This window comes from Mycobacterium intermedium (assembly GCF_002086275.1).
Taxonomy (GTDB): Bacteria; Actinomycetota; Actinomycetes; order Mycobacteriales; family Mycobacteriaceae; genus Mycobacterium; species Mycobacterium intermedium.
The window spans coordinates 1-25,929 of sequence record NZ_MVHT01000094.1; the positions used below are offsets into that span (position 1 = coordinate 1).

Here is a 25,929-nt window from a genome sequence, read left to right on the forward strand (position 1 = left end):
GCGGGCATCGACTTGGGAGCGTTCGACCTGCCCCGGCTGAGCATTCCGCCGATCGAAATCCCATCGCTGACGATCCCCGCCGGCATCACGCTCGGTTCCTTCGACCTGCCCCGACTGAGCATTCCGCCGATCACCATTCCGCCGCTGACAATCCCCGCCGGCACCACCATCGGCGCGTTCCACCTGCCCCCGATCACTATTCCATCGCTAACGATCGGAAATATTCAAACTAGCACCTTTACGACACCCCAGCTCAATATTTCCAATATCACCATAAGTTCACCACAAATCCGCATACCATTCGTCGCTTTCCTTCCCAACAATACTGACCTAATACAAAGCGACCTTGACGGTATATTCCCGCAAATTGGTGGGGGAGTGAAAAATAAGGAGGTGCAGACCGGCGGTCCGCCCGCGTACATTCAACTCGGCCCGCTCGTTATCGCGGGCCTCGGCATAAACGTCGCACCCTTTACGATTAGCGGCTTCAGCCTCCCCGGGCTCACTACCCCTCCCATCGCCATTCCCTCCATCGACATCGCGGGCTTTGCGCTGCCCGAGATCAGCACGCCGGCGATCACCACACCGCCGATCACGATCGATCCGATTGGGCTGGCCGGATTCGCGTTGCCACAGATCAGCACGCCGCCGATCAGCACACCGGCGATCAGCATCGATCCGATCGGCTTGGGCGACTTCAACCTAGGAAAGATCGTTACCCCGCCGATCACCACTCCGCTGATCACAATCGACCCGATCGGGTTGGGCAGTTTTGCATTGCCGCAGATCAACGTCCCGGCCATTACGACGCAACCGCTGACGATCCCCTCGATCGAAGTGGGTGGGTTCGCTCTGCCACAGTTCAGCTTCCCGGAGATCACCACCCCGACGTTGACGATCCCCTCGATCGGGCTGGGTGCCTTCACCCTGCCGCAGATCGGGATTCCGGAGATCACCACCCCCGCGTTCACGGTCCCCTCGATCGAGCTGGGCGCCTTCACGCTGCCCCAGATCAGCATCCCGGAAATCACCACGCCGCCGTTCGCCATTCCCCCAATCGGGTTGGGCTCCTTCAGCACTCCGCCGTTGACAGTGCCGAGCATCTTCCTGCCCAGCACCACCATCGCGGGCTTCGCGCTGCCGGGTGGTCCGGGCTATCTCAACACCAGCGACGCCCCGTCCTCGGGATTCTTCAACTCCGGTACCGGCGGCAACTCCGGCTTCGGCAACTACGGCGCCGGACTGTCTGGATGGTTCAACACCCAATTCACGGACTTGTTCGGCGGCTCGGGATCCAACAACGCCGGCGGACGATTCTCGGGCTTCTCCAACCTCGGCAGCGCCGTCTCGGGACTGGCCAACATCGCGTTCTCACCTGCGGCACTAACCAGCGGCCTGAGCCTGAGCGCAATCAACCTCGGTATCGGCAACGTCGGCACCGGCAACCTCGGCCTGGGCAACTGGGGCGCCAACAACATCGGCGGAGCCAACCTCGGCGACTTCAACCTCGGCCTGGCCAACTGGCCAACACCGGCGACGGCAACATCGGCTTCGGACTCACCGGCAACAACCGAATCGGCATCGGCGACACCTACGTCATTCTGGGCTCGGGTGAATTCGGCCTCGGCGGGTTGAATTCGGGCAGCGGCAACATCGGCCTGTTCAACTCCGGCACCAACAACGTCGGCTTCTTCAACTCCGGGCAGGGCAACACCGGCCTACTCAACGCCGGCTCGCTGAACACCGGCGCCTTCGACGTCGGCACCGCCAACGCCGGAGTCATGAATACCGGCGGCTTCAACACCAGCTTGCACTTTGCGATCATCACTCCAGATCTCACGCTGCCGCCGTTGCACGTCCCCGCCATCACGCTGCCAGGGTTCGACCTCGGGCCGGTCACGTTGCCGGGGTTGACGATTCCAGCGGCGACGACACCAGCGGACATCACGTTGGGCGGGTTCAACCTTGGGTCGATCACGTTGCCGGGGTTGACAATTCCGGCGGTGACGACACCAGCGGACATCACGGTCGGTGAGTTCGGCTTGGGCTCGATCACTGTGCCGGGTTTGACGATTCCGGCGGCCACCACGCCTGCGGGAATCACGGTGGGCGCGTTTGGTCTGCCGCCAATCACGTTGCCGTCTATATCGATTCCAGCCACCACTACACCTGCCGATATCACTGTGGGAGCCTTCGACCTACCCCGGCTGAGTACACCGCGGATCACCATTCCGTCGCTGAGCATCCCCGCCGAAATCACGCTGGGTGCGTTCGAGTTGCCCCAGCTGAGCATCCCGAAGATAGAATTTCCGTCACTGACGATCCCAGCTGGCATCACGCTGGGCGCTTTTGACCTGCCCCGGCTGAGCATCCCGCCGATAGGGATTCCGTCGATCACCATCCCGGACGGCACCGCGGTCGGTGGTTTCAGCCTGCCCGCGTTGACTATTCCGTCCCTCCCGATCGGAAATATAGCTGTCGGCAGCTTTACGACACCGGCAATAAGTATTGCCAACGTCACCATTACGTTGCCGCAGATATATACAGAGACCGTAATTTTCATGCCCAATAACTTCAATTTTCTTCAATCAGGCGAAATCGGTATTTACCCGCAAATCGGTGGGGGCGTCAAAAGTCAGGAGGTGAACTTCGGCGGTCCTCCCGCTTGGGCGCAAATCGGCCCTGGCACCATCGCCAGCATCGGTCTGTACATCCCGCCCTTCACGATCAATGGGTTCAGCCTCCCCGGCCTCACCACCCCCGAATTTACGATTCCAGCTATCGGCGTCGCCGGCTTTGCCTTGCCGCATATCAGCATCCCGGCGATCACCACTCCGCCGATCACGATCGACCCGATCGGTGCGAGTGGATTTACCCTCCCGAAGATCACCACGCCGACGATCACTACTCCGCCGATCACGATCGACCCGATCGGTGCGAGTGGCTTTACCCTCCCGAAGATCAGCACCCAACCGATCACGATTGAGTCGTTTACCATCGACTCAATTGCGGTCGGCGGCTTTACCCTTCCGCAGTTCAGCATCCCGGGCACCGTCTCGACGCCGTTCGCCATCCCCTCGATCGGATTCGGCGGTTTCACCCTCCCGCAGATCAGCACCCCGCCGATTACCACTCCGCCGTTCACGATCCCCGCAATCGGGCTAGGCAGCTTCGGTCTTCCCCAGATCAGCATCCCACCGATCACCACGCCGTCGTTCACCACCCCGCCGATCGCGTTGGGAACCTTTACCCTTCCGCAGATCACCACCCCGCCGATCACGACTCCACCGTTCACCATCCCCACGGTCGGGTTGGGCAGCTTTACGACGCCCGCCTTGACCGTCCCCAGCATCTTCCTGCCGAGCACCAAGATCGCTGAGTTCGACATCCCCATATGGCCCTGGTGACTCCTGCGATTACGGACGTCGTTAGGTGCCTCGGCCCGAACCCGTAGCCGCCACACCCAATAGTTAGGCTCAGCACGGTGAGCGCACGCGCAGGCATCGTGGTGACCGGAACCGAAGTCCTAACCGGCCGAGTCCAGGATCGCAACGGCCCCTGGATCGCCGATCGTCTTCTAGAACTCGGAGTCGAACTGGCCCACATCACCATCTGCGGGGACCGGCCCGCCGATATAGAGGCACAGCTGCGCTTCATGGCCGACCAGGGTGTGGACCTGATCATCACCAGCGGCGGCCTGGGACCGACGGCCGACGACATGACCGTCGAGGTGGTGGCACGCTTCTGCGGGCGCGACCTGATTCTGGACGAGGATCTCGAGCTCAGGATCGCCAACATCCTCAAGACGTTGATGGGACGCAATCCCGCCTTCGACCCGGGCAATTTCGAATCGATCCGCGCCGCCAACCGCAAGCAGGCCGTCATCCCGGCGGGCTCGCAGGTCATCGATCCGGTCGGCACCGCGCCCGGGGTGGTGGTCCCCGGCAAGCCCGCGGTCATGGTGTTACCTGGTCCGCCGCGCGAGCTACAACCCATGTGGCACAAGGCCATTGAGACGCCCGCGGCCCAAGAAGCGATCGCCGGCCGGACGGTCTACCGACAGGAGACCATCCGGATGTTCGGGCTGCCCGAGTCCGGGCTCGCCGAGACATTGCGTGGCGCAGAGGCTTCCGTCCCCGGTTTCGACAAGCTGGAGATCACCACCTGCCTGCGGCGTGCCGAGATCGAGATGGTGACGCGCTACGAACCCGACGCCGCCGACGTGTACGCCCAGCTGACGACACTGCTGCGCGACAAGCACGGCGATCAGGTCTTCTCGGAAGACGGTGCACAGATCGACGACATTGTCGCCCAGCTGCTCACCGGCCGAAAGATAGCCACCGCTGAGTCCTGCACCGCCGGCCTGCTGGCGGCGCGGCTGACCGACCGCCCCGGGTCATCCGAATACGTAATGGGCGGAGTGGTGAGCTACTCCAATCAAGCCAAAGAAGAGCTGCTTGGCGTTGATCCCGCGCTCATCGAGGCCCACGGCGCGGTGTCGGAACCGGTGGCCGAAGCAATGGCAGCGGGCGCCCTACAACGCTTCGGCGCCGACACCGCCGTCGCAATCACCGGAATCGCCGGACCCGGTGGCGGGACCGAGGAAAAACCGGTCGGCACAGTCTGTTTCACCGTAAAGCTGGGTGACGGAACGACCGTCACCCGCACCCTGCGGTTGCCCGGGAACCGGTCCGACATCCGCGAACGCTCGACAACGGTGGCGATGCACTTGCTGCGGCGCACCCTCACCGCCGGGTAGTGCTCGGCCATCCTGCGATGGTCACTCTGATGCACGTACCAGGCTTCCGGATTTTGCGTGCCCGCTCCGCGTAGAGCATCTTTATGCCGATAGGTGATGCTAAGATGCCATCATGCGTACCACCATCCGTATCGATGACGAGCTCTATCGCGAGGTAAAGGTCCAAGCGGCTCGTTCGGGGCGCACCGTGGCGGCGGTGCTCGAAGACGCGGTGCGGCGTGGACTCAACCAGTCCCAACAGCATGCCGGTGATCGATACACGATTCGGACGACAGGCAATGGAGGGCTGCGACCCGGCGTGGACCTGTCATCCAATTCCGCTGTCGCCGAAGCGATCGACGAAGGCACGTCGGTCGATGCTCTGCGTTGACGTCAACGTAGTCGTCTATGCGCACCGGGCGGATCTCCCCGAACATGCGGACTATCGACGGCTGCTCGAGCACCTGGCCAACGGAGACCAGCCGCTGGGTCTACCCGACCTTGCCCTCACTGGCTTCGTGCGTGTCATTACCAACCGCCGAATCTTCGTCGAGCCGACAAGTTCGACGGAAGCGTGGGAAGCGGTCGACTCTCTGCTTGCTGCCCCCGCGGTGATGCAACTGCACGCCGGCAAACGCCACTGGGGTTTGTTTCGCCAGCTTGCCACTGACATCGACGCACGCGGCAATGACGTCGCCGATGCGTATCTAGCCGCCTATGCGCTGGAGAACAACGCGACCTGGCTCAGCGCCGATCGCGGCTTCGCACGGTACCGCCGACTGCGGTGGAGCCACCCGCTCGACCTCAAACTCTGAAGCGATGGCCCCAGATAGTGCCGAGCCCAATCACGCCACTTTGTCTGCAAGAAAAGAACTTTCAGCAGTCCCAAACCGAATCCCAGTGGCGTCCTTACCAATAAACGTCAAGAAGGCGACCATGATCAGAACCGGCACGATCGTCGCCGCGAGAGCGAACGGATAGCCGTGCGTCTCGGCCAGATGTTCCTGAATGGGTAAGTTGAACGCCGCCAGCAGGTTACCGAGTTGGTAAGTCACACCGGGATACAGCCCACGAATTGCATCCGGCGACATCTCTGTCAGATGCGCGGGGATCACCCCCCAAGCCCCCTGCACGCACACCTGCATCAGGAACGAACCCAGGCACAACATCGCCGCGGTGCGCGAATAGGCGAACAACGGCACGATCGGCAGTGCCAGTAGCGCGCAGAAGATGATGGTGTAGCGCCGACTGTATCGCTGCGACAATGACCCGAAGACCAACCCGCCGATGATGGCACCGAGGTTGTAGATCACCACGATCCACCGCGCGGTCGTGCTGGACAGCCCGGCACCGTGCTCGGTCGTCGCTTTCAGGAAGGTCGGGTAAACGTCCTGGGTGCCGTGGCTCATCCAGTTGAACGCCGTCATCAACAAGACCAGGTAGATGAACCTGCGGATGATCGCGCCCTCGCGCAACACGTCGCGAATTCTGGTCTTGGTCAGTCGCATTCGATCCTGCGCGGCCTCCCAGACCTCGGACTCCTCGACCCGGTAGCGGATGATCAGACTCACGAATGCCGGGATGATGGAAAGACCGAACAGCCAGCGCCACGACAGTCCCAGCCAGTCCATCACCACCAACGATGCGACGGTGGCCAGCAGATAGCCGAAGGAATAGCCCTCCTGCAGCAGGCCCGAGAAAAAGCCCCGCCGCTCGACGGGCACCTTTTCCATGGCCAGCGCGGCGCCCAAGCCCCACTCTCCGCCCATGCCAATGCCATACAGCAAGCGCAAGATCACCAGCACGGTGAAGTTAGGCGCGAACGCACACAGAAATCCGACCACTGAATAAAACATCACGTCGACCATCAGCGGAAGCCGACGTCCCACGCGGTCGGCCCACAGCCCGAAGAGCAGCGCACCCAACGGTCGCATCGCCAAGGTGGCCGTCGTCAGAAAGGCGACCTCGGTCCTGCTGCGGTGGAACGTCTCTGCGATATCGGCATAGACGAGAACCACGATGAAGAAGTCGAAGGCGTCCATTGACCAGCCCAGGAACGCCGCGAGGAACGAGTTGCGCTGGTCGCTGGTCAGCTTCTGTCGTGTCACGTGAGCATCGTGCAGTACCGAGCGCCAGATCGCGAGTCCGGCGCGCCCCCGGGAGTAAGTTCCGAAGATATGCGCATCATCGACGCCGATGGACATGTCGCCGAAAACCCGACGTTCGCCATGGAAGCGCTCAAACGCTGGCCGGATCACGTCAGACTGAGTAACGATGTACGGCCCCGGTTGATCATCGAAGGGCGCTGCTACCCGGAGGATCAAGGCCCCGGCGCTGGCTGCCCAGCCGAGCATGGGCTGACCAAGGCGCCGGAACTCAATTGCTCGACCGCCGAGGGGGTGGTCGGCGATGCGGACCGCGATCACATCGACACGATGGTGCTCTATCCAAGCCTCGGGTTGTGCGTACCCTCCATCGAGAACTCTGAGCTCGCCGCGGGATTCGCGCGCCTCTACAACGAATGGATTGCCGACTTCTGCGCGCCGACCAACGCCCGGTTACGCGGCGTCGGCGTGACCCCGATCGAACATGGCCAACTGGCAATCGACGTCATGGTCGAGGCCAAGGAGCTCGGCCTGGTCGCCATTCTGGTCCCGCCGGCGCTCAAGACGCGCAACCTCGACCATCCCGATCTCGATCCCTTTTATGCCGCGGCGGTGGAACTCGACTTGCCGCTGGGCATCCACGGCGCTCCCGGCATGCACCTGCCCAAGATCGGGGTCGATCGCTTCACCAACTACATCCAGGTGCATTGCGTCAGCTTCCCGTTCGACCAGATGACGGCGATGACGGCACTGGTATCCGGCGGCGTCTTCGAACGACACCCCCAACTTCGGGTGGCCTTCCTCGAAGCCGGCGCGGGCTGGGTCCCGTTCTTTGTCGACCGCCTGCACGAGCACTACGAAAAGCGCGGCGACTGGATTGAGCGCGGCTGGCGCCACGACCCGAACGAATACTTGCGCAACGGCAACATCTATGTGACCTGCGAGCCCGAGGAACCGATCCTGCCCGGCGTGATTGACGTGCTCGGGGACGAATTCATCATGTTCGCCAGCGATTACCCGCACTGGGACGGCGAGTGGCCCGAGAGCACCAAGCAGCTGCGCAGCCGGTCAGACATCAGCGAAGAAGTGCGCGAAAAGATCGGCGGCCGCAACGCGCAGCGCTTCTACAGGCTGAATTGATCCGGCGCGCGTGGCAGGATCTGCGCATGACAGGTTTCTTGGTGCGTGCCGCCCTAACCGGGTTTGCACTGTGGGTGGTGACGCAGTTCGTGTCGGGGCTCCGCTTTGTCGGCGGCGAGACGACGTTGCAGCGCGTCGGGATCATCTTCGTCGTCGCGGTGCTCTTCGGTCTGGTCAACGCGTTTGTCAAGCCGATCGTTCAGTTCCTGTCGATCCCGCTGTACATCCTGACGCTCGGACTGTTCCACGTCGTCGTCAATGCGTTCATGCTCTGGATCACGGCACAGATCACCGAGAAAACCACCCACTGGGGCCTTGAGATCGACCACTTCTGGTGGACCGCGATCTGGGCCGCGATCCTGCTGTCGCTGGTGAGTTGGCTGCTGTCGCTGGTGACGCGCCGCGTCAAACGCGAGGTGCGCTAGTCACCTGTCAGTCCGGCGAAAAAGCCTTGCTTATCAAGGGAATTACGCGATTCTGGCCGGTTGATCGTGATGGTGACGATGTGGTCCTGCCGCGGGTAGCCGATGCTCACCAACGCTAGGGCGGACATTCGGAAACCTGGTGCTGCCCTCGGCGCTGCCCCGCCCAAATACACCTCGTGGATTTCCAGCAATAATTTTCGTTTGCGACAACCTATGTTGTCGGGCGTGTTGCACATATGCTTACTACGACTGCCTGCTACAGCCGTCAAGACAGCCAGTTCTTTCGGTATGACGACGATAACCCTCCCGCATCCGACGCACCGGCGGCATTACCCAACTGAACACGACGACGGGACACTGCAGAATGAACAATGTCGCTGTTGGATCATTGCCCAGCCCTGCAAGCACGCGGTTGAGTCCGCAGGTCAACGATCCGCACAGTGGTCTGCGTGCGGTCACCGAGTGCACGGGCTCAGCGGTGGTTGTTCAGGTCGGCGGCGACATCGATGCCAGCAACGAGAACGCCTGGCGGCGACTGGTCAGCAGAAGTGCCGCCATCGCCATCGCGCCGGGACCGTTCATTATCGACATTCGTGAACTCGATTTCATAGGTTCATGTGCTTACGCCGTGCTCGCGCAGGAGGCGGTGCGTTGTCGTCGCCGAGGGGTGAGTTTGCGACTGGTCGCCGGTCAACCGATCGTGGCACGCACGATTGCCGCGTGCGGGCTACGTCGCATCCTGCCCCTGTACTCCTCCGTCGAAAACGCCTTGTCCGTGGCACCCCACGGGCACTGAGACTCCAGTCGGTCAGCGGTCCGCGCTGACGAGGCGCACCACTTCCCGCGCACATCCCCACGACAGGGTCACGCCGTCGCCACCGTGCCCATAGTTGTGAATGCAGCGCGCCGAGCCGATGTTCTCGCGCTCAACCCGGACCACCGGCCGATCGGGTCGCAGCCCGGTGATCGTTTCGATCACCGCCGCTTGTGTCAGACGGGGTTCGACCCGGTAACAGTCGCGCAGGATCCGCTCGGACACCTCGGGGATCGGACCGGTGTCCCAACGGCCCGGAATACTGATGCCCCCACAGACCACCCGGTTCGGGTGCGGAAAGTAGCACGTCCACTCGCGCCGGCTGGTGAGTTCGACGAACAGTTGGGTCAAACCGGGATTGGCGAGGACCACGTGTTGGCCAAAGGCGGGCCGAATTGTCTTGTCGCTTGCTAATTCCCGGGCGCCCAGGCCAGCACAGTTGACCACAACCGGTGCGACCTCGGCTGCCTCCGCGAGTGAGCGCGCCGGGTGGATCTCGATGTCGCACCCGGCCGCAGCCAGTCGTCTCGTCAAGTAGTCGAGATATTGCAGCATGTCGATCATCGGCAATGTGGCATGAGCGCCGGCGCGGAAACCCGATGGCAGCTCGGCCGGGTCGGCGGGTCGTAAGTCGGGGACCAGCTCGTCGCCCCGGGACTCGGGGAGGTCGTCGGCCGGGTCATAGACACTCAGCGCCGGTGCCATGCGCACACCGGAGGTGGGATCGTGGACCAGCTCGCGAAATTCACGCAGCGACTCTTGCCCCCACGCCAATGTCTTGTCGACGGGTTCGAGCGCTCGTGGCCGCCAAACTGCCCCCGCCACCACCGAAGTGGTCTGCGACGGCAAGGTGGCCGTCCATACCCGTACCGGCCAACCCTCCTCCGCCAAACAGACGGCGGATGTCAGCCCGCTGACTCCGGCGCCGATCACGACGATCGGGTGCATTGCGCTGCCCACTCCAGGGGACTAGCCACGTCAGGGTTGCGGTACCTGCATTCCGTTCGGGCCGAGCAAACCGTTGAGGGTGCCGAGGTTGGTCTGCAATTGACCACCGGCCGCCGGCCCCGTCTCCCGCGTCCGCGCCGAAGACCACCATCGACCACGACGGCGATCAGCAGCGCTGCGGCGGCACATCGCGGCACCACGTACTTGTTGGCCTCAAAGCGCATGACCAGCAGTTTACTCGCGCTAACGATTGGCGCCGCCGACGCCTTGTCGCCGTTTCTGGGTCAAGCCAACGGGGAATCCAGGTAAAACGCCAGGCCAACGCCCCGGCAAAGAGTGGGCACTGGCAGGGGAGGAGGCAACATGAAGCTGCTGTTTCTAGGCGCACTGCTCGTCGTCGTGGGCGTGGTGGTGTTTGCGATCGGGTTTGTGCTTTACGCCAATGCCACCGGAGTCGCGCCTGACCGCCAGACGCCAGACGACAGGACCGGAGTCAAGCGCGCTGCCGCCCGGGTGAAGTGGTCGGATGTCTTCCGCCGTATCCCGAGCAGTCTTACCGTGATCGCCGTCGATGACGATGCGAAGGAATCTGAGCGCAGAGCCGCGTTTGCGTCCATAACCCTTCTCGCCGGCCTTCTGACGGTCGGCGCAGGCGCGCTGGCATTGCTGGCCGCACTTCTGTAGCACGGCCGCCATCCTGCGCATTGCTCTCGTCGAGCCTGTCTAGGGTCTTAAGTATGGCAGAACTCATACTTTTTGAATCATTTAGGTCGCACACGTATACAATGAGAATGTTATGCTGATCGTCCAGTGCATACGGCATGCATCGGTGCGGCCCTCTTCTTAGTGCCCTTTCCGGGAGGTTTTCAGGCGTGTTTTTCATGCACGAAGTACACAAAGTGCGTGGTCGCGCCGAGGATGACTTCGAGGCCGCCTTCCGTGAGGGCTGGATGCCCAAACTGGCCCAGGACAACGACGCACGGTTGCTCTGGTACGCCGACCACGCCCAGGGTAGTGGACCGGCTTACACGGTCGTCACCATCACGGCCATCCGTGACGGCGCCGCGTGGGAGCGCCTCGTGATGCGAGTTCAAGACGGTGATCTGCATAAGTGGACTCGCCGTGTCGACGAGTATCGGCACGAGGTCCAAGCCAAGCTTCTGCTTCCGCTGCCGTGGTCGCCCCTGCAGGAGGTTTCGTTCGACGAAGTTCCGGTCGACGGGCGGGAACACGAACTGAGCCTGTACATGGAAGACACCATGTGGCCCTACCAGGACAAGTTCGAGGAGTACATCGATCGCTGCGGCGAGGTCTACGCGCGAAGCCTCGAACGGCCGACGTCCATGCTGGCCATGCAGGCCGCATTTCAGCCGGCCCTGGGCAGTCACCAGCGTCGCGAAGTGAGCCTGATGCAGCGCATTCACCGGCCAGAGGCGCTGCTGGAATTACTCCGCACCCACGTCGCGCCCGAATACCGGGCGCCCGGCACCTGGCTGCATGACGCGCTGGACCTGCGTGACCAGTGGACCAGCCGGTTGCTGCGTACCTCCGCGTGGTCACCCTTGTACTAGAGGCCTGCGCTCGGGTCCCTGTTGGGCCTGTTATGAAGTCCCTTATGAATATCGGCACGATCATCGACGACGCCGCTGCCGACGATCCCGACCGGATCGCGCTGATCATTGACGGGCTGTCCGTCAGTTACGGCGAGCTCGGCGCCGCAGTTCGACGGTGCGCCGCAGGATTGGCCGCGCGTGGGGTTGTGCCCGGCGCCCGCGTCGCGGTTGTCGACGGGGGCAGCGTGCTGTCGATCGCCGCCACGTTGGCCGCGGCACGGATCGGAGCAGCGGCGGCGCTGATGAACCCCGCGCTGACCCCGCCGGAGTTGCGGGCCTTGATGGCGAATGCGGGATGCGCCGACGTCGCGGTGGCGGGGGAGACGTCCATCGACCGAGTCCGCGACGCGGGTGCAGCTACTGTCGTGTCGGCCGCAGACCTCTTGGGCGACCCGCAGAACTCGGCCAGTGCGAACGACGCCGTGGACCCCGTCGCCGACGCCGCCGATCGCGATGCCCTGATCTTGTTCACCAGCGGCACGACCGGCCTGCCCAAGACGGTCGCCATGACCAGCGGGCAACTCAGCACGCGACTGGGACGATTGTCGTTGCCATTCCATGTGGACACGCCGCCGTCGGTAGGCATGATGTGCGTCCCGTACTTCCATGTCGGCGGCGGTCTCGGCATGCTGGGCAGCTTGTACTCGGGCAACACGACGGTGGTACAGAAGCGATTTGACGCGGGGGAGTGGTTGCGGCTGGTGTCACAGCATCGGGTGATGGGCATGTTCTTGGTGCCGACGATGCTGCAACGGATTCTGGACCACCCCGACTTTGGCCGCACAGATCTCTCGTCACTGCGGGCCATAGCCTACGGTGCCGCCGCAGCACCCACCACGCTGGTGCAACGGGCGATGGCAGAGCTGCCAAATGTCGCTTTTGCCAACGTATTTGGCCAGACCGAAACGCTAGGTGCGTACACCACTCTGCTACCCGAGGACCATCACGATCCGGCCCGAGCCGGATCGGTGGGACGACCATTAGCCGGCGTGGAGGTGCGGGTGGTCGATCCGGCAACCGGTCGAGATGTCGGGGTGAACCAGGTGGGCGAACTGTGGGTGCGCATTGCCCAGGACGGGGAGTGGTTACAGACGGGCGACCTCGGCCGCCGCGACTCGGACGGCTACATCTATCCGAGCGGTCGCTTGAAAGACACGATCAACCGCGGGGGAGAGAAGTTCGGACCGATCGAAGTCGAAGAGGCGTTGCGTTCCCATCCGGCGGTCAGCGACGTGGCGGTAGCGGGCATCGCCGACGAGGAGATGGGCCAACGGGTGGGAGCGGCGGTGGTGGCCAATGCGCCAGTGACCTTGGAGGAGTTGCGATCCCACTGCCGGCAACGGATCGCCTATTTCAAGGCACCCGAGCGATTGGCAATCGTCGACGCTATTCCCTACAGCGAGACCGGCAAGGTCAACCGTCTCCGGATCGCGGCGCTGATCACTGACAACGCTTAGTCCTGTCGGTTGAGGATGCGTCGGGCGTCCCGAACCATCTCACTGACGAGTTCGGCGGCGGGTCGGACGTCGTGGACGAGTCCTACCGCTTCACCGACCAACACCGCTGCAACATCAAAATCCTCTGCGGCTACGGCCTTTTCATAGCGGTCAATCACCTCTTGTCGCTGCGCCGCCAGTTCGGCATCGTGACCGTGCCATGCCTCGAGGAACGAGTTGCGCAGCGCACGCGCGTCGTATTCGGCCGGCCAATCCAACTGGCGGACAACGTCATAGACACTCGTGCGGAGCGTATCGTCTCCGCTCGCAGCAATGCCACGGCGCTGGGCTTGCGGCGACACCAACGCTTCCGAACTGGCCCACAATCTCGTGCCGACGAGGACGCCGTCCGCACCCAGTGCCAGCGCGGCCGCCACGCCGCGACCGTCGGCGACGCCGCCGGCAGCCACCACCGGCGCCTCGGACGATCGTGCGGCGACGTAGTCGGCCAGGTCGGGCACGAACGTGAAAGTCGAGCGGCCAGCCATACCGTGCCCCCCGGCTTCACCGCCCTGAGCCACCAGAATGTCAGCGCCGGCTTCCAGGGCGCGGCCTGCTTGGTCAAGGGTCTGCACTTGAGCGATCAGCGGCACACCGGCAGCGCGAATGGGAGCGGCGAAGGGTTGCAGATCGCCAAAGGACAACAGGACCGCGGCAGGTTGCCGCGCCAACGCCGTGTCGAGCAGCCCGGGATTCTGCGCCAGGCTCCAAGTGATGAACCCGATTCCGACGCGCGCGCCCTCGGCCAGGTCGACCTCCCGCTGCAGCCATTTCGTGTCGCCATAGCCGGCGCCGATCAATCCCAAGCCGCCGGCTCGGGTCACCTCTGCGGCGAGCCGACCCCCGGAAACCATCGCCATCGGCGCAAGCAGCACCGGAAGCTCAATCCCGAGTGTTTCGGTGAGCCGGGTCTTCATATGCGCTCCTCCGGTGCGGTCGAACCTATGTTCGCTGATATCGGCGGAACGCCCCAAGTTATTCCCGCGCCGGGGCGGAGGCCAGCGGCGCCAAACCGGACCGCACCAGATCGAGGCTCACGGCGACGAGCTCACCAAGGTCGTCGGTGCATCCATTGCGGCCCCAATGCTCTACTGCCACAACGAGAGCCGCAGCGAGAATGGACCCGGCCACTTCCGCGGCCAGATCAATGTTCGGCAGATCCGAATGCCGCTTACGGACGAACTCCGTCAGCACCGCGGCGAACGAGGCCTGCACCACCCGCAGGTGGCCGGCAATGCGCTCGGCCGTAATCAACTCCGATCGGGCCGTCGCCGCCTGACGCACCACCTCGATATCGTGGGGGAACGCAGCGACGCTGGCCAAGACGGCGTCGAACAACGGCTCTGATGCCGGGCGCTGGGCAAGGGCCTCGGCCAGCCATTCCAGCTGCGTTTCGTAGTCCTGGAAAAGCACCGCCTCTTTGGTCGGGAAATGCCGGAAGAAGGTCCGCTCGGTGACGCCGGCCTCCTGCGCCAACTCCGTGACGGTCACATTGACAAATCCCTTGGCGGCAAAGCATTTCAGCGCGGCCTGGCGGAGCGCCTCATGGGTGGATCGGCGGCGCAATTCGTGCCGGTTGGTCGGCTTGGGTGCGGTCATGACGCACTGATGCTATCCCAGTTGTGACGTCAGTACTGACCCTTGCGGGCTGGCGCAGCGCTCAGCGCCGCCCTGGATCCGTGGTGTCTTCCAAGTAGTGCCGCAAGCCGAATGTCTCGACGAGAAGCAGCCAATCCGCCGCCGAAACCGCCCAATCCGCGGGTCGATTGATGCGCATCGGGCACCTTGTCGCGCCAAGAAAACCGATTCGACCGCGTGGACCAAACGCGCCGCCTTCCAATTATGTCAGTACTGACATATTGTGAACCGATGACGGACTATGACGCGATCGTCGTGGGAGCCGGGCACAACGGGCTGACTGCGGCGGCAGTCTTGCAGCGTGCCGGCTTGCGCACGTTGTGCCTTGAAGCCAACAGCTACGCCGGCGGCATGGCCGCGACCGTCGAATTGATCGACGGCTACCGGTACGAGATTGCGGGCTCGGTGCAATTCCCGACGGCGAGCCAAATTACCAAGGACCTCGGGCTGGACACCTTGCCCACCGTGGAGCCCGACGTGATGTCGACCAACATCGGCGAACACGGTGAAGAGGCAATGATCTTCTACCGCGACCCGATGCGGCTGATGACCCACCTCGGCGAGAAGCACGGGTTCGAGGCCGTCACCGGCATGGCCGAACTGATCGCCTGGAGTCAGGGACCGGCAAAAGCCCTGGGCCGCTTCGACGTACGCAAGCCACCCAAGACACTGGACGAGATGTATGCCTGCGCCGCCAATGACACCGAACGCCGGGCCATCCACGAAATGCTGTTCGGCTCGGCGATGGACGTGATCGACCGCTACCTCCCCGACAAGGAAAAGCACGCCGTCATGCGGGGAATGCTCGCCTTCCTGGCCGTCAACTCCACCTACCGCGGACCCTATACGCCCGGTAGCGCCACCTGCCTCGCCTTCGCGCTGGCGGTGCCGGATGACCACACCGCGATGATGACCAAACTCAAGGGGGGAATCGGGGCGCTCACCGAGCACCTGCGCGAGTTGTTCGTCTCACACGGCGGCGAGATTCGGTTCCGCGCCAAGGTCGAACAAATTTTGGTGGACCAGGGCGCGGTAACCGGGGTACAGCTACGCGACGGGTCAACCATCAGCGCACCGATCGTGGTGTCCAACCTGTCACCCGATCTCACCCTCACCGAACTCATCGCGCCCGATCACGTTCCAGCCGAGCTGATTTCGCGGGTATCGGGTCGTGATCATCGCGCGTCGTTCGTGCAAATCCACTTTGCCCTCGACGGGTTGCCCGAGTTCGCCCCGCCCTACGAATTCCTCAACGAGGCGGGCATGCAGCAGTCGATCGGCATCTTCGGTTCTCCGGAAGAACAACAACTGCAATGGGAAACGGCCCGTCGGGGACTGGTACCGGACAACCCCTCGATGGGCATGCAAATCCCGTCGGTGCACGATCCCGGCATGGCGCCGCCCGGGAAACACGCCGCCAGTGCGTACGCCTACGCCTTTCCGGTCGAAGCCGACCGCGACCAGCACGGTCAGCTCAAAAAGGATATGGCACAACGCGTTATCGACAAGATCACCCGGCTGGCGCCGAACTTCAAAGACATTCTCATACGCCACATCACGTTCGCGCCCTATCACATGCAGTCCATGTTCGCCGCACCCGCCGGAGACTTCTGCCACGGGCTACTGCATCCGGATCTCATGGGCCCCAACCGCCCTGGACCAAAAGGTTTTCTCGACATGCCGATTCCGATCGACGGCCTCTACCTTGGCGGCGCGGGATGCCACGGCGGTCCGGGCATCACCTTCACACCCGGCTATAACGCTGCCTACCAGGTTCTTGATGACCAGAGCTGAGCTGCGCTGCACTGAGCTACCCGGCCGACTCCTTGACTTCCAGCACCCTCTTGCGCAAACCCTTGGTGGCAGTGTCCATCAGACCCTTGGCGCCCCTCTTGATCAGAAACCCGGGCAGGGGCACGCTCAAGTCTACGGTCAGCGTGAAGTGGACCCTAGTGGAGTCGCCGTCCGGGGTCAGTGTGTAACGGGCAGTCTGGGCGCGTTGCTGTTTGGCGCTGACAAGCTCCCAGCTCACCCCGTCATCGTGAACCGAGTAGGCCAGCACCTGTTCGTCACTGACCCCCGCGACCTTGACGACCTGCCGAGACTTGGTGGGATGGCCGTGCTCGTCGCGCTCGAGGATCTCGATCTTGCTGTGCGTAGACGACCACTCAGGCAGCGACTCTAGGTCGAACAACACGTCCAGGATTTCGTCGGGAGTTGCCTCGATGAGGATGTCGCGGGTTTCGGTGACGGCCATGCCGGAAAGATAGCCAGAGTTGCCGTCGCTAAACCATGCGCGAAACCATAAGCGGTCGGCTCAGGGCACCAGCACGACCTTGCCGATGTTTTCCCTGGCGGCGAGGATCCGATGCGCCTCCGGGGCTTGGGCGAACGGAACCGCGGCATGGACAATCGGCGTCAGCGTCCCGTCGTTGAGCGCTTGGGCCAGTGGCGTGATCCACGGCTCCAGCGTGCCTCGGTCATCCCACAATCTGAGCATGTTCAGGCCGATGACCGTTTTCGATTCCGAGAGCTGGTCAATCAGGTTGAATCCACGCAGCATCGCCAGCGCGTGCGGTGCCGCGCGGCGCAACGAGCGCTTCTCACCCTCCTGCAAATTCGAGATCCCGTAGCCGACAAGGCGTCCGCCGGGCCGCAGCAGACCATAGGACCGCCGCAGCGAGGTGCCGCCCAACGCGTCGAGCACCAGGTCGTACGGTTCGAGGCCCTTCCACCAGCCGTCACGGCGGTAGTCGATCGCGCGGTCGACGCCGAACTCGGCCAGTTTGGAATGCTTTCCGGGCGAAGCGGTCCCGTGTATGACGGCACCCGCCGCCTTCGCGAACTGAATCGCCGCGATGCCGACTCCACCGGCCGCGGCGTGAATCAGTACCCGCTCGCCGGCACGCAGAGAGCCGTAGCCGTGCAGTGCAGCCCATGCCGTCGCGTAATTGACCGGGACGGCGGCACCCTGCTCGAAACTGAGCGCGTCGGGCAGTTGCACCGCATCGCCGGCGGCAACATTTACGATCTCCGAATGGCCCCCGAACCGTGTTCCGGCCAGGACCCGCTCACCAACCCGGCTGCCGTCCACTCCATCGCCGACGGCTTCGACGGTGCCCGCGACTTCATAGCCGACCACAGCCGGAAGCTTTGGCGCATCGGGATAAAGGCCGACCCGGGCCAGGTGGTCGGCGAAGTTCACGCCCGCGGCGCGCACGGCGATGCGGAGTTGGCCGGGACCGGGCGGCGGGGGATCGGGCCGCTGCTGCACCTGTAAGACCGAGGGGCCGCCATGCTTCGTGATAACTACTGCGCGCATTGCTACTCCTTTGAGGCATGGCTTGCTGGCAGCCAGGATCGCACGAAATCGCCTCAGTATGTACATCAGCCCTATCCGTCTGGCCCGTCGGACATTTACCTTCTACACGTGGCACCGCAGCACGATGTCGATAAATACGTCGCCGTCATTGCCCAACGGCTCCACCAGCGGCTGGACACGATAGCCGACACCCTCCATGCTGCGATCGAAGAGGGAATCACCGAACTCCCCACTGCCGCCAATGTTTCTGAATCCATGGCGGCCAGCATTGCGGGCAATCTCGAGACCATCGTCGGCGTGCTGCGCGCCGGAACGCCCGCTGCAACAGCCGATTTGCCAGCCGTCGCACTCGAATTCGGCAGACTCCTTGCTCAACACGATGTGCCGGTCACTACCTTGGTGCGCGCGCACCGACTAGGGCAACGCCGAATGACCGAGGTGCTTTTCGGTGAGCTCCGCAACATCCCCATGGAGCCGGAGACCAGGGTCGCCGTCATCGAGCGGCTCACCGCGGTGCTGTTCGAGTACGTCGACTGGGCATCCCCACAGGTCGTCGCGGCCTACGCCGAGGAACACCAACGTCGGCTAGAGCAGCAGAGCAACGTCCGGACGGCGTGGGTTCGCCACATACTCGACGACCATCCACCCAGTGATATCGACGTCGCTGCGCAGGCAATCCGCTATCCGCTGCGCGGGCACCATCTCGCTCTGATCATCTGGCGGGGCGACACCGAAGCCAGGACCGACGATTTCGCGCCGCTCCAGCAGTTCACCGCCGACCTGGCCGCCGCGGCCGAGGCTACGGGCACCCCGCTGTGCATCGCCGCGGAGGACCGGGCGAGTGCCGCCTGGGTGTGGCTGCCGTACCGCGAGGCTCCGGGAGACGTCGTGACGAAGGTCCGCGACTACGCCGGTGCGCGCCCAGACGCGCCGGGAGTCGCGATGGGGGCGGTGGGTTCCGGGATGGAGGGATTTCGCCGGTCGCACCGACAGGCGCAACGGGTGCGGGACGCGGCACGGGCACGCAACCTCGCACCGCCGACGGTTGTCGCGGCGACCGATTCCGGCTTGTTGGCCTCGGCCTTGCTCGGCAGCAATGTGCAGGAAATCCGCGAATGGGTCGCCGACGTCCTGGGTGCGCTGGCGTCCGACACCGACGACGACGCCCGCCTGCGACAAGTACTGCACATATTTCTGCACGCGAACTCCGGCTATCCGGCCGCCGCGCGGGATCTTGGACTGAGCCTCACCTCGTTCAATCGCCTTGTCGAACAGGCGGTCTCGCGACGCGGCCGAACACTCGACGACCGGCTGGATGTCGAGCTCGCACTGCTTGCCTGCCAGTGGTACGGCGCCGCGGTGCTGCGGCCAACTTGAGCTAGCGTTTAGTTTGTGCACCTCGATTGGGAACGGTTGGCCGACGGCGTCTATCGCTGCCGGCTGGCGTTTTGCGACGTCACCGTCGGACTGGTGTGCGGCCGGCCCGGAGCCCTGCTGGTCGACAGCGGCACCACGCTGGTGGAAACGGCGGCCATCGAGGCGGACGTGCGCGAGATCACTGATTGTGCTGTTACACATATCGTGTTGACACACAAGCACTTCGATCACGTCCTGGGTTCCGGCAGATTTCGTGACGCCGAGCTCTACTGCGCACCCGAGGTTGCCGACTATCTGGCGTCGGCGACCGACCACCTGCGTCGGCACGCGCTTAGCTACGGGGCGGATGCGGTGCAGATCGATCGCGCGATCGCGGCGTTGCGACGCCCCCAGCACGCGGTTTCCGACGCCGTCATCGACCTCGGCGACAGGGCAGTCACGGTCGCCCATCCCGGCCGCGGCCACACTGGGTCCGACCTCGTGGTGGCGGTGCCCGCCGTTCGATCGGGCGACCCGGTCGTGCTGTTCACCGGAGACCTGGTCGAGGAGTCCGCAGATCCCTACATCGACGACGACTCCGACCTGCGGGCCTGGCCCGCGACCTTGGACCGACTGTTGGAGATCGGCGGACCCGACGCCGTCTACGTGCCAGGACACGGCAAAGTGGTCGACGCAGCCTTCATCGGTCGCCAGCAGGAGTGGTTAAGAGAACGCGCGGCCTGCTAGCGGCTAGTCATTGGGCGCTGGCAGCCGCGCATGCGGCGAGGAATTCGTCCGGCTCGGTGACACTCAGGATCAGGGTGCCTACCGTCACCGACTTCCGCAACACTTTCGCCGGGGCCGGCGGCTCGATCGTCAATTCCACTAAGCCTTTACGCGACCCGTTGACCAGCCAACGGGATTTACGCCCGTGCACGCCCGCTTCGAACACCCGTGCGTCGGACTTGACGGCGCTCTTGATCGAACCCACGGGAATGTCGGCGGTGAAGGCCCAGCCCATCTTGACGTGCAGCCGCCCCGACTCGACCCGCAGCTCGCTGTTTTTCGGGCCGAGGCCGAGCGGCACGGCTATGGCGAGATACCAGCGGTCGAAGCGGATCTGGGCCTGCACGTCATTGCAGGGTACTCGTCGTGCCTTCATCCGAAAAGCTGTATCTGGGCGGCCAATTTAGGCGAATTTAGGGCGCAGTGAAAGCGTTGGGAATCAACGGCCCAGCAGCGGACACCGGCGTCGGACAGGCCCCGGCGTCGGCGGGTGATTTAGATCACTCCGTTGGGGATACACTCGGTCAGTCAGGGGAAATCGGGGCAGCAGAGCTGAACAGGAGCGCAAGGCGATGGCCATCGCGGAAACGGACATTGAAGTCCAGTCACCGTTCGAAGACGAAGTCGCTGCCACGCAGCGATACATGGAAAGTGAACGCTTTTCCGGGATCACCCGGCTCTACACAGCTCGTCAGGTCGTAGAGCAGCGGGGCACCATCCCCACCGACTACACCGTGGCACGAGAGGCCGCCAAAGCCTTCTACCAGCGTCTGCGGGAACTCTTCGCCGAGAAGAAGAGCATCACAACGTTCGGGCCGTACTCGCCCGGGCAGGCCGTGAGCATGAAGCGGATGGGCATCGAGGCGATCTATCTCGGCGGATGGGCGACCTCCGCCAAAGGTTCCACCACTGAAGACCCGGGACCCGACCTCGCCAGCTACCCCCTGAGCCAGGTTCCCGACGACGCCGCGGTACTGGTGCGTGCCCTGCTGACCGCCGACCGCAACCAGGAGTACCTGCGCCTGCAGATGAGCGACAAGCAGCGCGCCGCGGCGACTAAGTACGACTTTCGGCCCTTCATCATCGCCGACGCCGACACCGGCCACGGCGGTGATCCGCACGTGCGCAACCTTATTCGCCGATTCGTCGAGGTCGGGGTGCCGGGCTACCACATCGAGGACCAGCGCCCGGGCACCAAGAAGTGTGGCCACCAGGGCGGCAAGGTTCTGGTGCCGTCCGACGAACAGATCAAGCGCCTCAACGCCGCCCGGTTCCAGCTCGACGTCATGCGGGTGCCCGGCATCATCGTCGCGCGTACCGACGCCGAGGCGGCCAACCTGATCGACAGCCGTGCCGACGAACGCGACCAGCCGTTCCTGTTGGGCGCCACCAACCTGAAGGTCCCGTCCTACAAGGCTTGCTTCCTGGCGATGATGCGGCGTTTCTACGACTCGGGCATCAAGGAACTCAACGGTCATCTGCTCTACGCACTCAGCGACGGCGAGTACGCGGCCGCCAACGCGTGGCTAGAACGCCAGGGCATCGCGGGCTTGATCGCCGACGCGGTCAACACGTGGCGCGAGGGCGGGGCGCAATCGATCGACGACCTCTACGACCAGGTCGAGTCGCGGTTCGTGGCCGCCTGGGAAGACGACGCCGGCGTCACGACGTACGGCGAGGCCGTCGCGGAAGTCCTCGAATTCGGTGAGCGCGAAGACGAGCCCGCGGGCATGAGCCCCGATGAGTGGCGCGCTTTCGCCCAACGGGCTTCGCTCTACGATGCGCGGGCGAAGGCCAAGGAATTGGGCGTGGACCCGGGTTGGGATTGCGAGCTGGCGAAGACCCCCGAGGGCTACTACCAGGTCCGCGGCGGCATCCCGTACGCGATCGCGAAGTCGCTGGCCGCGGCGCCGTTCGCCGACATCCTCTGGATGGAGACCAAGACGGCCGATCTGGCCGACGCGAAACAGTTCGCCGACGCCATTCACGCCGTGTACCCGGACCAGATGCTGGCCTACAACCTTTCGCCGTCGTTCAACTGGGACACCACCGGCATGAGTGACGAGGAGATGAAGCAGTTCCCCGTCGAGCTCGGCAAGATGGGCTTTGTCTTCAACTTCATCACCTACGGCGGACACCAGATCGACGGCGTCGCAGCCGAGGAGTTCGCAACCAACCTGAGGCAGGACGGCATGCTGGCGCTGGCCCGGCTGCAGCGCAAGATGCGACTGGTCGAATCGCCGTACCGCACCCCGCAGACCCTGGTCGGCGGGCCGCGCAGCGACGCCGCACTGGCAGCGTCCTCGGGGCGCACGGCTACCACCAAGGCCATGGGCAAGGGGTCCACCCAGCACCAGCACCTGGTGCAGACCGAGGTGCCAAAGAAGTTGCTGGAGGAGTGGCTGGCGCTGTGGAGCGAGCACTATCAGCTCGGCGAGAAGCTCCGGGTGACCCTGCGTCCTCGGCGCGCCGGCTCGGACGTCCTGGAACTGGGCATCTACGGCGACGGCGACGAGCAGCTCGCCAATGTCGTGGTCGACCCCATCAAAGACCGGCACGGCCGCAGCATCCTTCAGGTGCGCGACCAGAACACCTTCGCCGAGAAGCTGCGGCAGAAGCGACTGATGACGTTGATCCACCTGTGGCTGGTGCACCGGTTCAAGGCCGACGCGGTCATCTACGTGACGCCGACCGAGGACAACCAGTACCAGACCGAGAAGATGAAATCGCACGGCATCTTCAGCGAGGTCTACCAGGAGGTCGGCGAGATCATCGTCGCCGAGGTCAACCAGCCGCGGATCGAGGAACTGCTCAAGCCGGATCGGGTGGCGCTGCGCAAGTTGATCACCAAGCAGGGTTAGCCGGGCGGGCTTCTATGGGACGGCGCCGCCGAGGGGTGCCAACCGGCAACCTTCGCGCTCTTTCCTGATGCCGGGGGCGAGGTCGCCCCGCCGAGTTCGCGTACGCTCACGGGCACCAACCCTGGCGCTGCGCGAGTCGATGCTCAGTGCAATGTCGACCTCGGCGCGCTACAGGGAGACCCCCAGCTCGCGGTGCTGGCTGCAGGGTAACGAAAGCAAACCCACGCTGTAGTCATGCACCGAAATTCCCGAGTGGGTGCGACGAAGCAATACTGACACTGATAGTCGAATTTACGGTCGGCTGGTCAACCATTCTTTGCGCATCTCCTGCGCTAGCGTCCATGCGCTGCCGGAATCATTTGATTTGATAGGAGATGACGCGCGCACTGCCCAGCATCGTTGTCGTTCGCCCCGCGCATCCTCCAAGCTACCTCCCTCCCGTCCTGATGCATCCGCTCGCTCCTGCGTGAACCGTGGGGATTCCCATCGACGGGGTCTCGCGGCTGGCAGCGAGCACCGTGATGATCTTGAATATGGCCCTTTACAACGTGTTTCACGGCAGCGCTGCTGCGATTGCCGGTTCTGGCCGGCAAACCGAGGACCTACCGCACCGCCTGCCCCGACGCCGCGGACTTCATCCCTGAGCGACAACGGATGCCCCGTGGCGACACGCCCGTCCACGTGCAAAATGTTTGGACACAACCACATCTCAGGAGGCATTTCGCGCCTCTTGTCAAAAGGGTGTGCAAGCTCTTTATCGTAGATAACGGTTTTATAACGGACAACTAGAAGCGCTATCAATCAGGTAATAATCGGTGCCCGCAACGAATAGGGTCGGGTTCGCCCCCACTCTCCAGAAAGCAAGGTTGAGTGCCATGTCGATTGTGATCGCCGCGCCGGACGCCCTGGTAACCGCAGCTACGGATCTGGGGAACATCGGTGCGGCGATCAGGACAGCCAACAGTGCTGCGGCGCTCTCTACGACGCAAGTGGTGGCGGCGGCCGCCGACGAGGTTTCGGCAGCCATCGCGGCGGTGTTCGGGATGCACGCCGATAGCTACCAACAATTCGCCGCGGAGGCGGCCGCGTATCACGCCAGGTTCGTCGAATCCCTGTCCGTCACCGCGAGCCAGTACTCAACCGCCGAATCCATCAACGCCGCGCTAACCCAGCAGGTGCTCGGCGTGATCAACGCGCCCACCGAAGTGTTGTTTGGCCGTCCTCTAATTGGCAATGGCGCCGACGGGGCACCGGGCACGGGCGCCAACGGGGGCGCCGGCGGGATTCTGTTCGGCAACGGGGGTGCCGGTGGATCCGGCGCGGCCGGGCAAAACGGCGGCAATGGCGGGCCGGCCGGGTTGTTCGGCGTTGGCGGCCCCGGCGGGACCGGTGGCGCCGCAACAACCGGAACCGGCGGCACCGGTGGAGCCGGCGGCGCTGGCGGATTGTTTGGCTTCGGCGGAGCCGGCGGGGCGGGCGGCTCCTCAGTTTCGGGCACCGGCGGGGCGGGCGGCGCCGGTGGCGCCGCCCTGCTCTTCGGCACCGGCGGACCCGGTGGTGCCGGCGGCTTCTCGGCGACGGGTATTGGTGGTGCCGGCGGGGTCGGCGGCAGCGGTGGACTCTTGTTCGGCGACGGCGGGGCGGGCGGCATCGGCGGCACCGGCGCTGCTCAAGGTGGTGCCGGCGGGGCAGGTGGCGACGCTGGCTTCTTCGGCAGCGGTGGCGCCGGTGGTACCGGCGGTACCGGCATAGCCGGCGTCGACGGTATGGACGGCGCGACTCCGGGTGCAAACGGCACCAATGGCACCGCCGGGGGTGTCGCCGGCAACGGTGGAGCCGGTGGACGGGGCGGAATCATTTACGGCAACGGCGGTGACGGCGGTGCCGGTGGTGTCGGTGGGGCCGGCGGAAGGGGCGGCCACGGCGCCGTCGGCGACCCTGGCCTTACCGGGGGAGCCGGCGGTGACGGCGCCAACGGCGGGGCCGGCGGCATCGGCGGAGCCCCCGGTGCGGGCGGAGCCCTGTTCAGCCAGGCCGGTACCCCGGGCGCTGGCGGGGCGGGCGGCGCCGGCGGTGTAGCGGGTACCGGCGGAGCCGGTGGGCAGGGCGTGGTCGTCGGTGGCGTGGCAGGCAACGGTGGCGATGGCGGCAGGGGCGGCAACCCCGGCGTCGGCGGTGCCGGTGGTGCGGGCGGCGGTCCCGGAGCTCCCGCGGGCGCGAAGGGCTTCACGCCCACCACCGGCGGTGATGGTGGCGCGGGAGGTGCGGGCGCCCACGCGACCACTCCCGGCGGTCACGGCGGTGCTGGGGGTAACGGCGGTGACGCCGGTTCGGTCGGCACCGGCGGCGCCGGCGGCGCCGGCGGCAATGGCATGGCGGGCGCCACCCTCGCTGCCAACGGCGCGGACGGCGGCGTAGGCGGCGACGGCGGCGACGGCGGGGCAGGCGGCAAGGGCGGAGCGATCTCCGGGAACGGGGGCGCGGGCGGCGCCGGTGGGATCGGTGGCGATGGTGGCGCAGGCGTCGCAGGGGCCGACGGCAGCGCAGGCACAAACGGCGCTAAGGGTGGCAGCGGCGGCGCCGGCGGTAAGGGCGGTGCCGGCGGTGCGGGCGGCGTCGCACTCGGATCGGGGATAGGGGGCCACGGTGGGGCCGGCGGCAACGGCGGCCTCGGCGGGGCTCCCGGC

The 25,929-nt window shown here is 64.6% G+C and carries 23 protein-coding genes and 2 pseudogenes; 16 read left to right on the top strand and 9 right to left on the bottom strand.

What is annotated here, in order from left to right:
* Positions 1-197 (bottom strand): annotated as a pseudogene (locus tag BST27_RS33265) (hypothetical protein); the annotation flags it as partial.
* A gap of 265 nt (positions 198-462) precedes the next feature.
* On the opposite strand from BST27_RS33265, the pseudogene BST27_RS33270 reads away from it, so the two are divergent.
* From BST27_RS33270 to BST27_RS25005, 5 genes and pseudogenes are all read left to right on the top strand, one after another.
* Positions 463-1,440: pseudogene (locus BST27_RS33270) on the top strand (PPE family protein); the annotation flags it as partial.
* 191 nt (positions 1,441-1,631) lie between these two features.
* Complete coding sequence (locus tag BST27_RS33275; RefSeq protein ID WP_211285323.1) at positions 1,632-3,407, top strand: PPE family protein; 1,776 nt, start codon at positions 1,632-1,634, stop codon at positions 3,405-3,407.
* A gap of 77 nt (positions 3,408-3,484) precedes the next feature.
* Complete coding sequence (locus BST27_RS24995) at positions 3,485-4,759, top strand: competence/damage-inducible protein A (RefSeq protein ID WP_069421760.1); 1,275 nt, start codon at positions 3,485-3,487, stop codon at positions 4,757-4,759.
* Positions 4,760-4,871: 112 nt separating this feature from the next.
* Positions 4,872-5,129 (top strand): ribbon-helix-helix domain-containing protein, encoded by a 258-nt coding sequence (locus BST27_RS25000; RefSeq protein WP_069421759.1) that lies wholly within the window; start codon positions 4,872-4,874, stop codon positions 5,127-5,129.
* The gene (locus tag BST27_RS25005) at positions 5,116-5,553 is read left to right on the top strand and encodes a type II toxin-antitoxin system VapC family toxin (RefSeq protein WP_069421758.1); all 438 of its coding nucleotides are present in this window, start codon (positions 5,116-5,118) and stop codon (positions 5,551-5,553) included. Before BST27_RS25000 ends, BST27_RS25005 begins: the two co-directional genes overlap by 14 nt.
* Positions 5,554-5,583: 30 nt before the next feature.
* On the opposite strand, the gene BST27_RS25010 is transcribed toward BST27_RS25005, so the two are convergent.
* Entirely contained in the window at positions 5,584-6,780 is a 1,197-nt protein-coding gene (locus BST27_RS25010; protein WP_276014437.1) for an MFS transporter, read from the bottom strand.
* 135 nt (positions 6,781-6,915) lie between these two features.
* On the opposite strand from BST27_RS25010, the gene BST27_RS25015 reads away from it, so the two are divergent.
* Together BST27_RS25015 and BST27_RS25020 are read left to right on the top strand one after the other, a co-directional pair.
* Entirely contained in the window at positions 6,916-7,983 is a 1,068-nt protein-coding gene (locus tag BST27_RS25015; protein ID WP_069421757.1) for an amidohydrolase family protein, read from the top strand.
* A gap of 26 nt (positions 7,984-8,009) precedes the next feature.
* The gene (locus BST27_RS25020) at positions 8,010-8,408 is read left to right on the top strand and encodes a phage holin family protein (RefSeq protein ID WP_069421756.1); all 399 of its coding nucleotides are present in this window, start codon (positions 8,010-8,012) and stop codon (positions 8,406-8,408) included.
* On the opposite strand, the gene BST27_RS34645 is transcribed toward BST27_RS25020, so the two are convergent.
* On the bottom strand, positions 8,405-8,536 hold the full coding sequence (locus BST27_RS34645) for a hypothetical protein (RefSeq protein ID WP_264000303.1): 132 nt from the start codon (positions 8,534-8,536) through the stop codon (positions 8,405-8,407). The two genes, BST27_RS25020 and BST27_RS34645, sit on opposite strands and share 4 nt — an antisense overlap.
* A 236-nt stretch (positions 8,537-8,772) precedes the next feature.
* Here BST27_RS34645 and BST27_RS25025 point away from each other — a divergent pair, with 236 nt between their 5' ends.
* Positions 8,773-9,204, top strand: coding sequence for an anti-sigma factor antagonist (locus tag BST27_RS25025; RefSeq protein WP_069421755.1), 432 nt, complete (start codon positions 8,773-8,775; stop codon positions 9,202-9,204).
* A gap of 12 nt (positions 9,205-9,216) precedes the next feature.
* Here the strand turns inward: BST27_RS25025 and BST27_RS25030 are convergent, their stop codons facing one another.
* Complete coding sequence (locus tag BST27_RS25030; protein ID WP_069421754.1) at positions 9,217-10,170, bottom strand: FAD-dependent oxidoreductase; 954 nt, start codon at positions 10,168-10,170, stop codon at positions 9,217-9,219.
* 363 nt (positions 10,171-10,533) lie between these two features.
* On the opposite strand from BST27_RS25030, the gene BST27_RS25035 reads away from it, so the two are divergent.
* From BST27_RS25035 to BST27_RS25045, 3 genes are all read left to right on the top strand, one after another.
* Entirely contained in the window at positions 10,534-10,854 is a 321-nt protein-coding gene (locus tag BST27_RS25035; RefSeq protein ID WP_069421752.1) for a hypothetical protein, read from the top strand.
* Positions 10,855-11,051: 197 nt separating this feature from the next.
* Complete coding sequence (locus BST27_RS25040; protein ID WP_232007418.1) at positions 11,052-11,741, top strand: hypothetical protein; 690 nt, start codon at positions 11,052-11,054, stop codon at positions 11,739-11,741.
* 44 nt (positions 11,742-11,785) lie between these two features.
* The gene (locus BST27_RS25045; RefSeq protein WP_069421750.1) at positions 11,786-13,240 is read left to right on the top strand and encodes a class I adenylate-forming enzyme family protein; all 1,455 of its coding nucleotides are present in this window, start codon (positions 11,786-11,788) and stop codon (positions 13,238-13,240) included.
* Here the strand turns inward: BST27_RS25045 and BST27_RS25050 are convergent.
* Both BST27_RS25050 and BST27_RS25055 read right to left on the bottom strand, forming a co-directional pair.
* The gene (locus BST27_RS25050) at positions 13,237-14,196 is read right to left on the bottom strand and encodes an NAD(P)H-dependent flavin oxidoreductase (protein WP_069421749.1); all 960 of its coding nucleotides are present in this window, start codon (positions 14,194-14,196) and stop codon (positions 13,237-13,239) included. The two genes, BST27_RS25045 and BST27_RS25050, sit on opposite strands and share 4 nt — an antisense overlap.
* Positions 14,197-14,254: 58 nt before the next feature.
* Positions 14,255-14,878 carry a TetR/AcrR family transcriptional regulator gene (locus BST27_RS25055; protein ID WP_069421748.1) on the bottom strand — a complete coding sequence of 208 codons (624 nt, stop codon included), beginning with the start codon at positions 14,876-14,878 and terminating at the stop codon, positions 14,255-14,257.
* 270 nt (positions 14,879-15,148) lie between these two features.
* Here BST27_RS25055 and BST27_RS25060 point away from each other — a divergent pair, with 270 nt between their 5' ends.
* Positions 15,149-16,711, top strand: coding sequence for a phytoene desaturase family protein (locus tag BST27_RS25060; protein ID WP_069421764.1), 1,563 nt, complete (start codon positions 15,149-15,151; stop codon positions 16,709-16,711).
* 16 nt (positions 16,712-16,727) lie between these two features.
* Here the strand turns inward: BST27_RS25060 and BST27_RS25065 are convergent, their stop codons facing one another.
* Entirely contained in the window at positions 16,728-17,174 is a 447-nt protein-coding gene (locus BST27_RS25065) for an SRPBCC family protein (protein ID WP_069421747.1), read from the bottom strand.
* Positions 17,175-17,234: 60 nt separating this feature from the next.
* Positions 17,235-18,239, bottom strand: coding sequence for a zinc-binding dehydrogenase (locus tag BST27_RS25070; protein WP_069421746.1), 1,005 nt, complete (start codon positions 18,237-18,239; stop codon positions 17,235-17,237).
* A gap of 108 nt (positions 18,240-18,347) precedes the next feature.
* Between BST27_RS25070 and BST27_RS25080 the strand changes: the two genes are divergently transcribed.
* Together BST27_RS25080 and BST27_RS25085 are read left to right on the top strand one after the other, a co-directional pair.
* Positions 18,348-19,616, top strand: a complete 1,269-nt coding sequence (locus tag BST27_RS25080) for a PucR family transcriptional regulator (RefSeq protein WP_069421745.1) — start codon at positions 18,348-18,350, stop codon at positions 19,614-19,616.
* 15 nt (positions 19,617-19,631) lie between these two features.
* The gene (locus BST27_RS25085; protein ID WP_069421744.1) at positions 19,632-20,342 is read left to right on the top strand and encodes an MBL fold metallo-hydrolase; all 711 of its coding nucleotides are present in this window, start codon (positions 19,632-19,634) and stop codon (positions 20,340-20,342) included.
* A gap of 7 nt (positions 20,343-20,349) precedes the next feature.
* Here BST27_RS25085 and BST27_RS25090 read toward each other — a convergent pair whose 3' ends face one another.
* Complete coding sequence (locus BST27_RS25090) at positions 20,350-20,727, bottom strand: hypothetical protein (protein ID WP_069421763.1); 378 nt, start codon at positions 20,725-20,727, stop codon at positions 20,350-20,352.
* Positions 20,728-20,953: 226 nt separating this feature from the next.
* Between BST27_RS25090 and aceA the strand changes: the two genes are divergently transcribed.
* Both aceA and BST27_RS25100 read left to right on the top strand, forming a co-directional pair.
* On the top strand, positions 20,954-23,242 hold the full coding sequence (gene aceA / locus BST27_RS25095; protein ID WP_069421743.1) for an isocitrate lyase ICL2: 2,289 nt from the start codon (positions 20,954-20,956) through the stop codon (positions 23,240-23,242).
* Positions 23,243-24,117: 875 nt separating this feature from the next.
* Positions 24,118-25,929 (top strand): PE family protein (locus BST27_RS25100; RefSeq protein WP_139805357.1); only part of this gene is annotated, 1,812 nt, incomplete at its 3' end.

Coding starts and splice junctions, on each gene's coding strand:
- BST27_RS25000 (WP_069421759.1), top strand. CDS start 4,872: ATGCGTACCACCATCCGTATCGATGACGAGCTCTATCGCGAGGTAAAG.
- BST27_RS25005 (WP_069421758.1), top strand. CDS start 5,116: ATGCTCTGCGTTGACGTCAACGTAGTCGTCTATGCGCACCGGGCGGAT.
- BST27_RS25010 (WP_276014437.1), bottom strand. CDS start 6,780: ATGGACGCCTTCGACTTCTTCATCGTGGTTCTCGTCTATGCCGATATC.
- BST27_RS25015 (WP_069421757.1), top strand. CDS start 6,916: ATGCGCATCATCGACGCCGATGGACATGTCGCCGAAAACCCGACGTTC.
- BST27_RS25020 (WP_069421756.1), top strand. CDS start 8,010: ATGACAGGTTTCTTGGTGCGTGCCGCCCTAACCGGGTTTGCACTGTGG.
- BST27_RS34645 (WP_264000303.1), bottom strand. CDS start 8,536: ATGTCCGCCCTAGCGTTGGTGAGCATCGGCTACCCGCGGCAGGACCAC.
- BST27_RS25025 (WP_069421755.1), top strand. CDS start 8,773: ATGAACAATGTCGCTGTTGGATCATTGCCCAGCCCTGCAAGCACGCGG.
- BST27_RS25030 (WP_069421754.1), bottom strand. CDS start 10,170: ATGCACCCGATCGTCGTGATCGGCGCCGGAGTCAGCGGGCTGACATCC.
- BST27_RS25035 (WP_069421752.1), top strand. CDS start 10,534: ATGAAGCTGCTGTTTCTAGGCGCACTGCTCGTCGTCGTGGGCGTGGTG.
- BST27_RS25040 (WP_232007418.1), top strand. CDS start 11,052: ATGCACGAAGTACACAAAGTGCGTGGTCGCGCCGAGGATGACTTCGAG.
- BST27_RS25045 (WP_069421750.1), top strand. CDS start 11,786: ATGAATATCGGCACGATCATCGACGACGCCGCTGCCGACGATCCCGAC.
- BST27_RS25050 (WP_069421749.1), bottom strand. CDS start 14,196: ATGAAGACCCGGCTCACCGAAACACTCGGGATTGAGCTTCCGGTGCTG.
- BST27_RS25055 (WP_069421748.1), bottom strand. CDS start 14,878: ATGACCGCACCCAAGCCGACCAACCGGCACGAATTGCGCCGCCGATCC.
- BST27_RS25060 (WP_069421764.1), top strand. CDS start 15,149: ATGACGGACTATGACGCGATCGTCGTGGGAGCCGGGCACAACGGGCTG.
- BST27_RS25065 (WP_069421747.1), bottom strand. CDS start 17,174: ATGGCCGTCACCGAAACCCGCGACATCCTCATCGAGGCAACTCCCGAC.
- BST27_RS25070 (WP_069421746.1), bottom strand. CDS start 18,239: ATGCGCGCAGTAGTTATCACGAAGCATGGCGGCCCCTCGGTCTTACAG.
- aceA (WP_069421743.1), top strand. CDS start 20,954: ATGGCCATCGCGGAAACGGACATTGAAGTCCAGTCACCGTTCGAAGAC.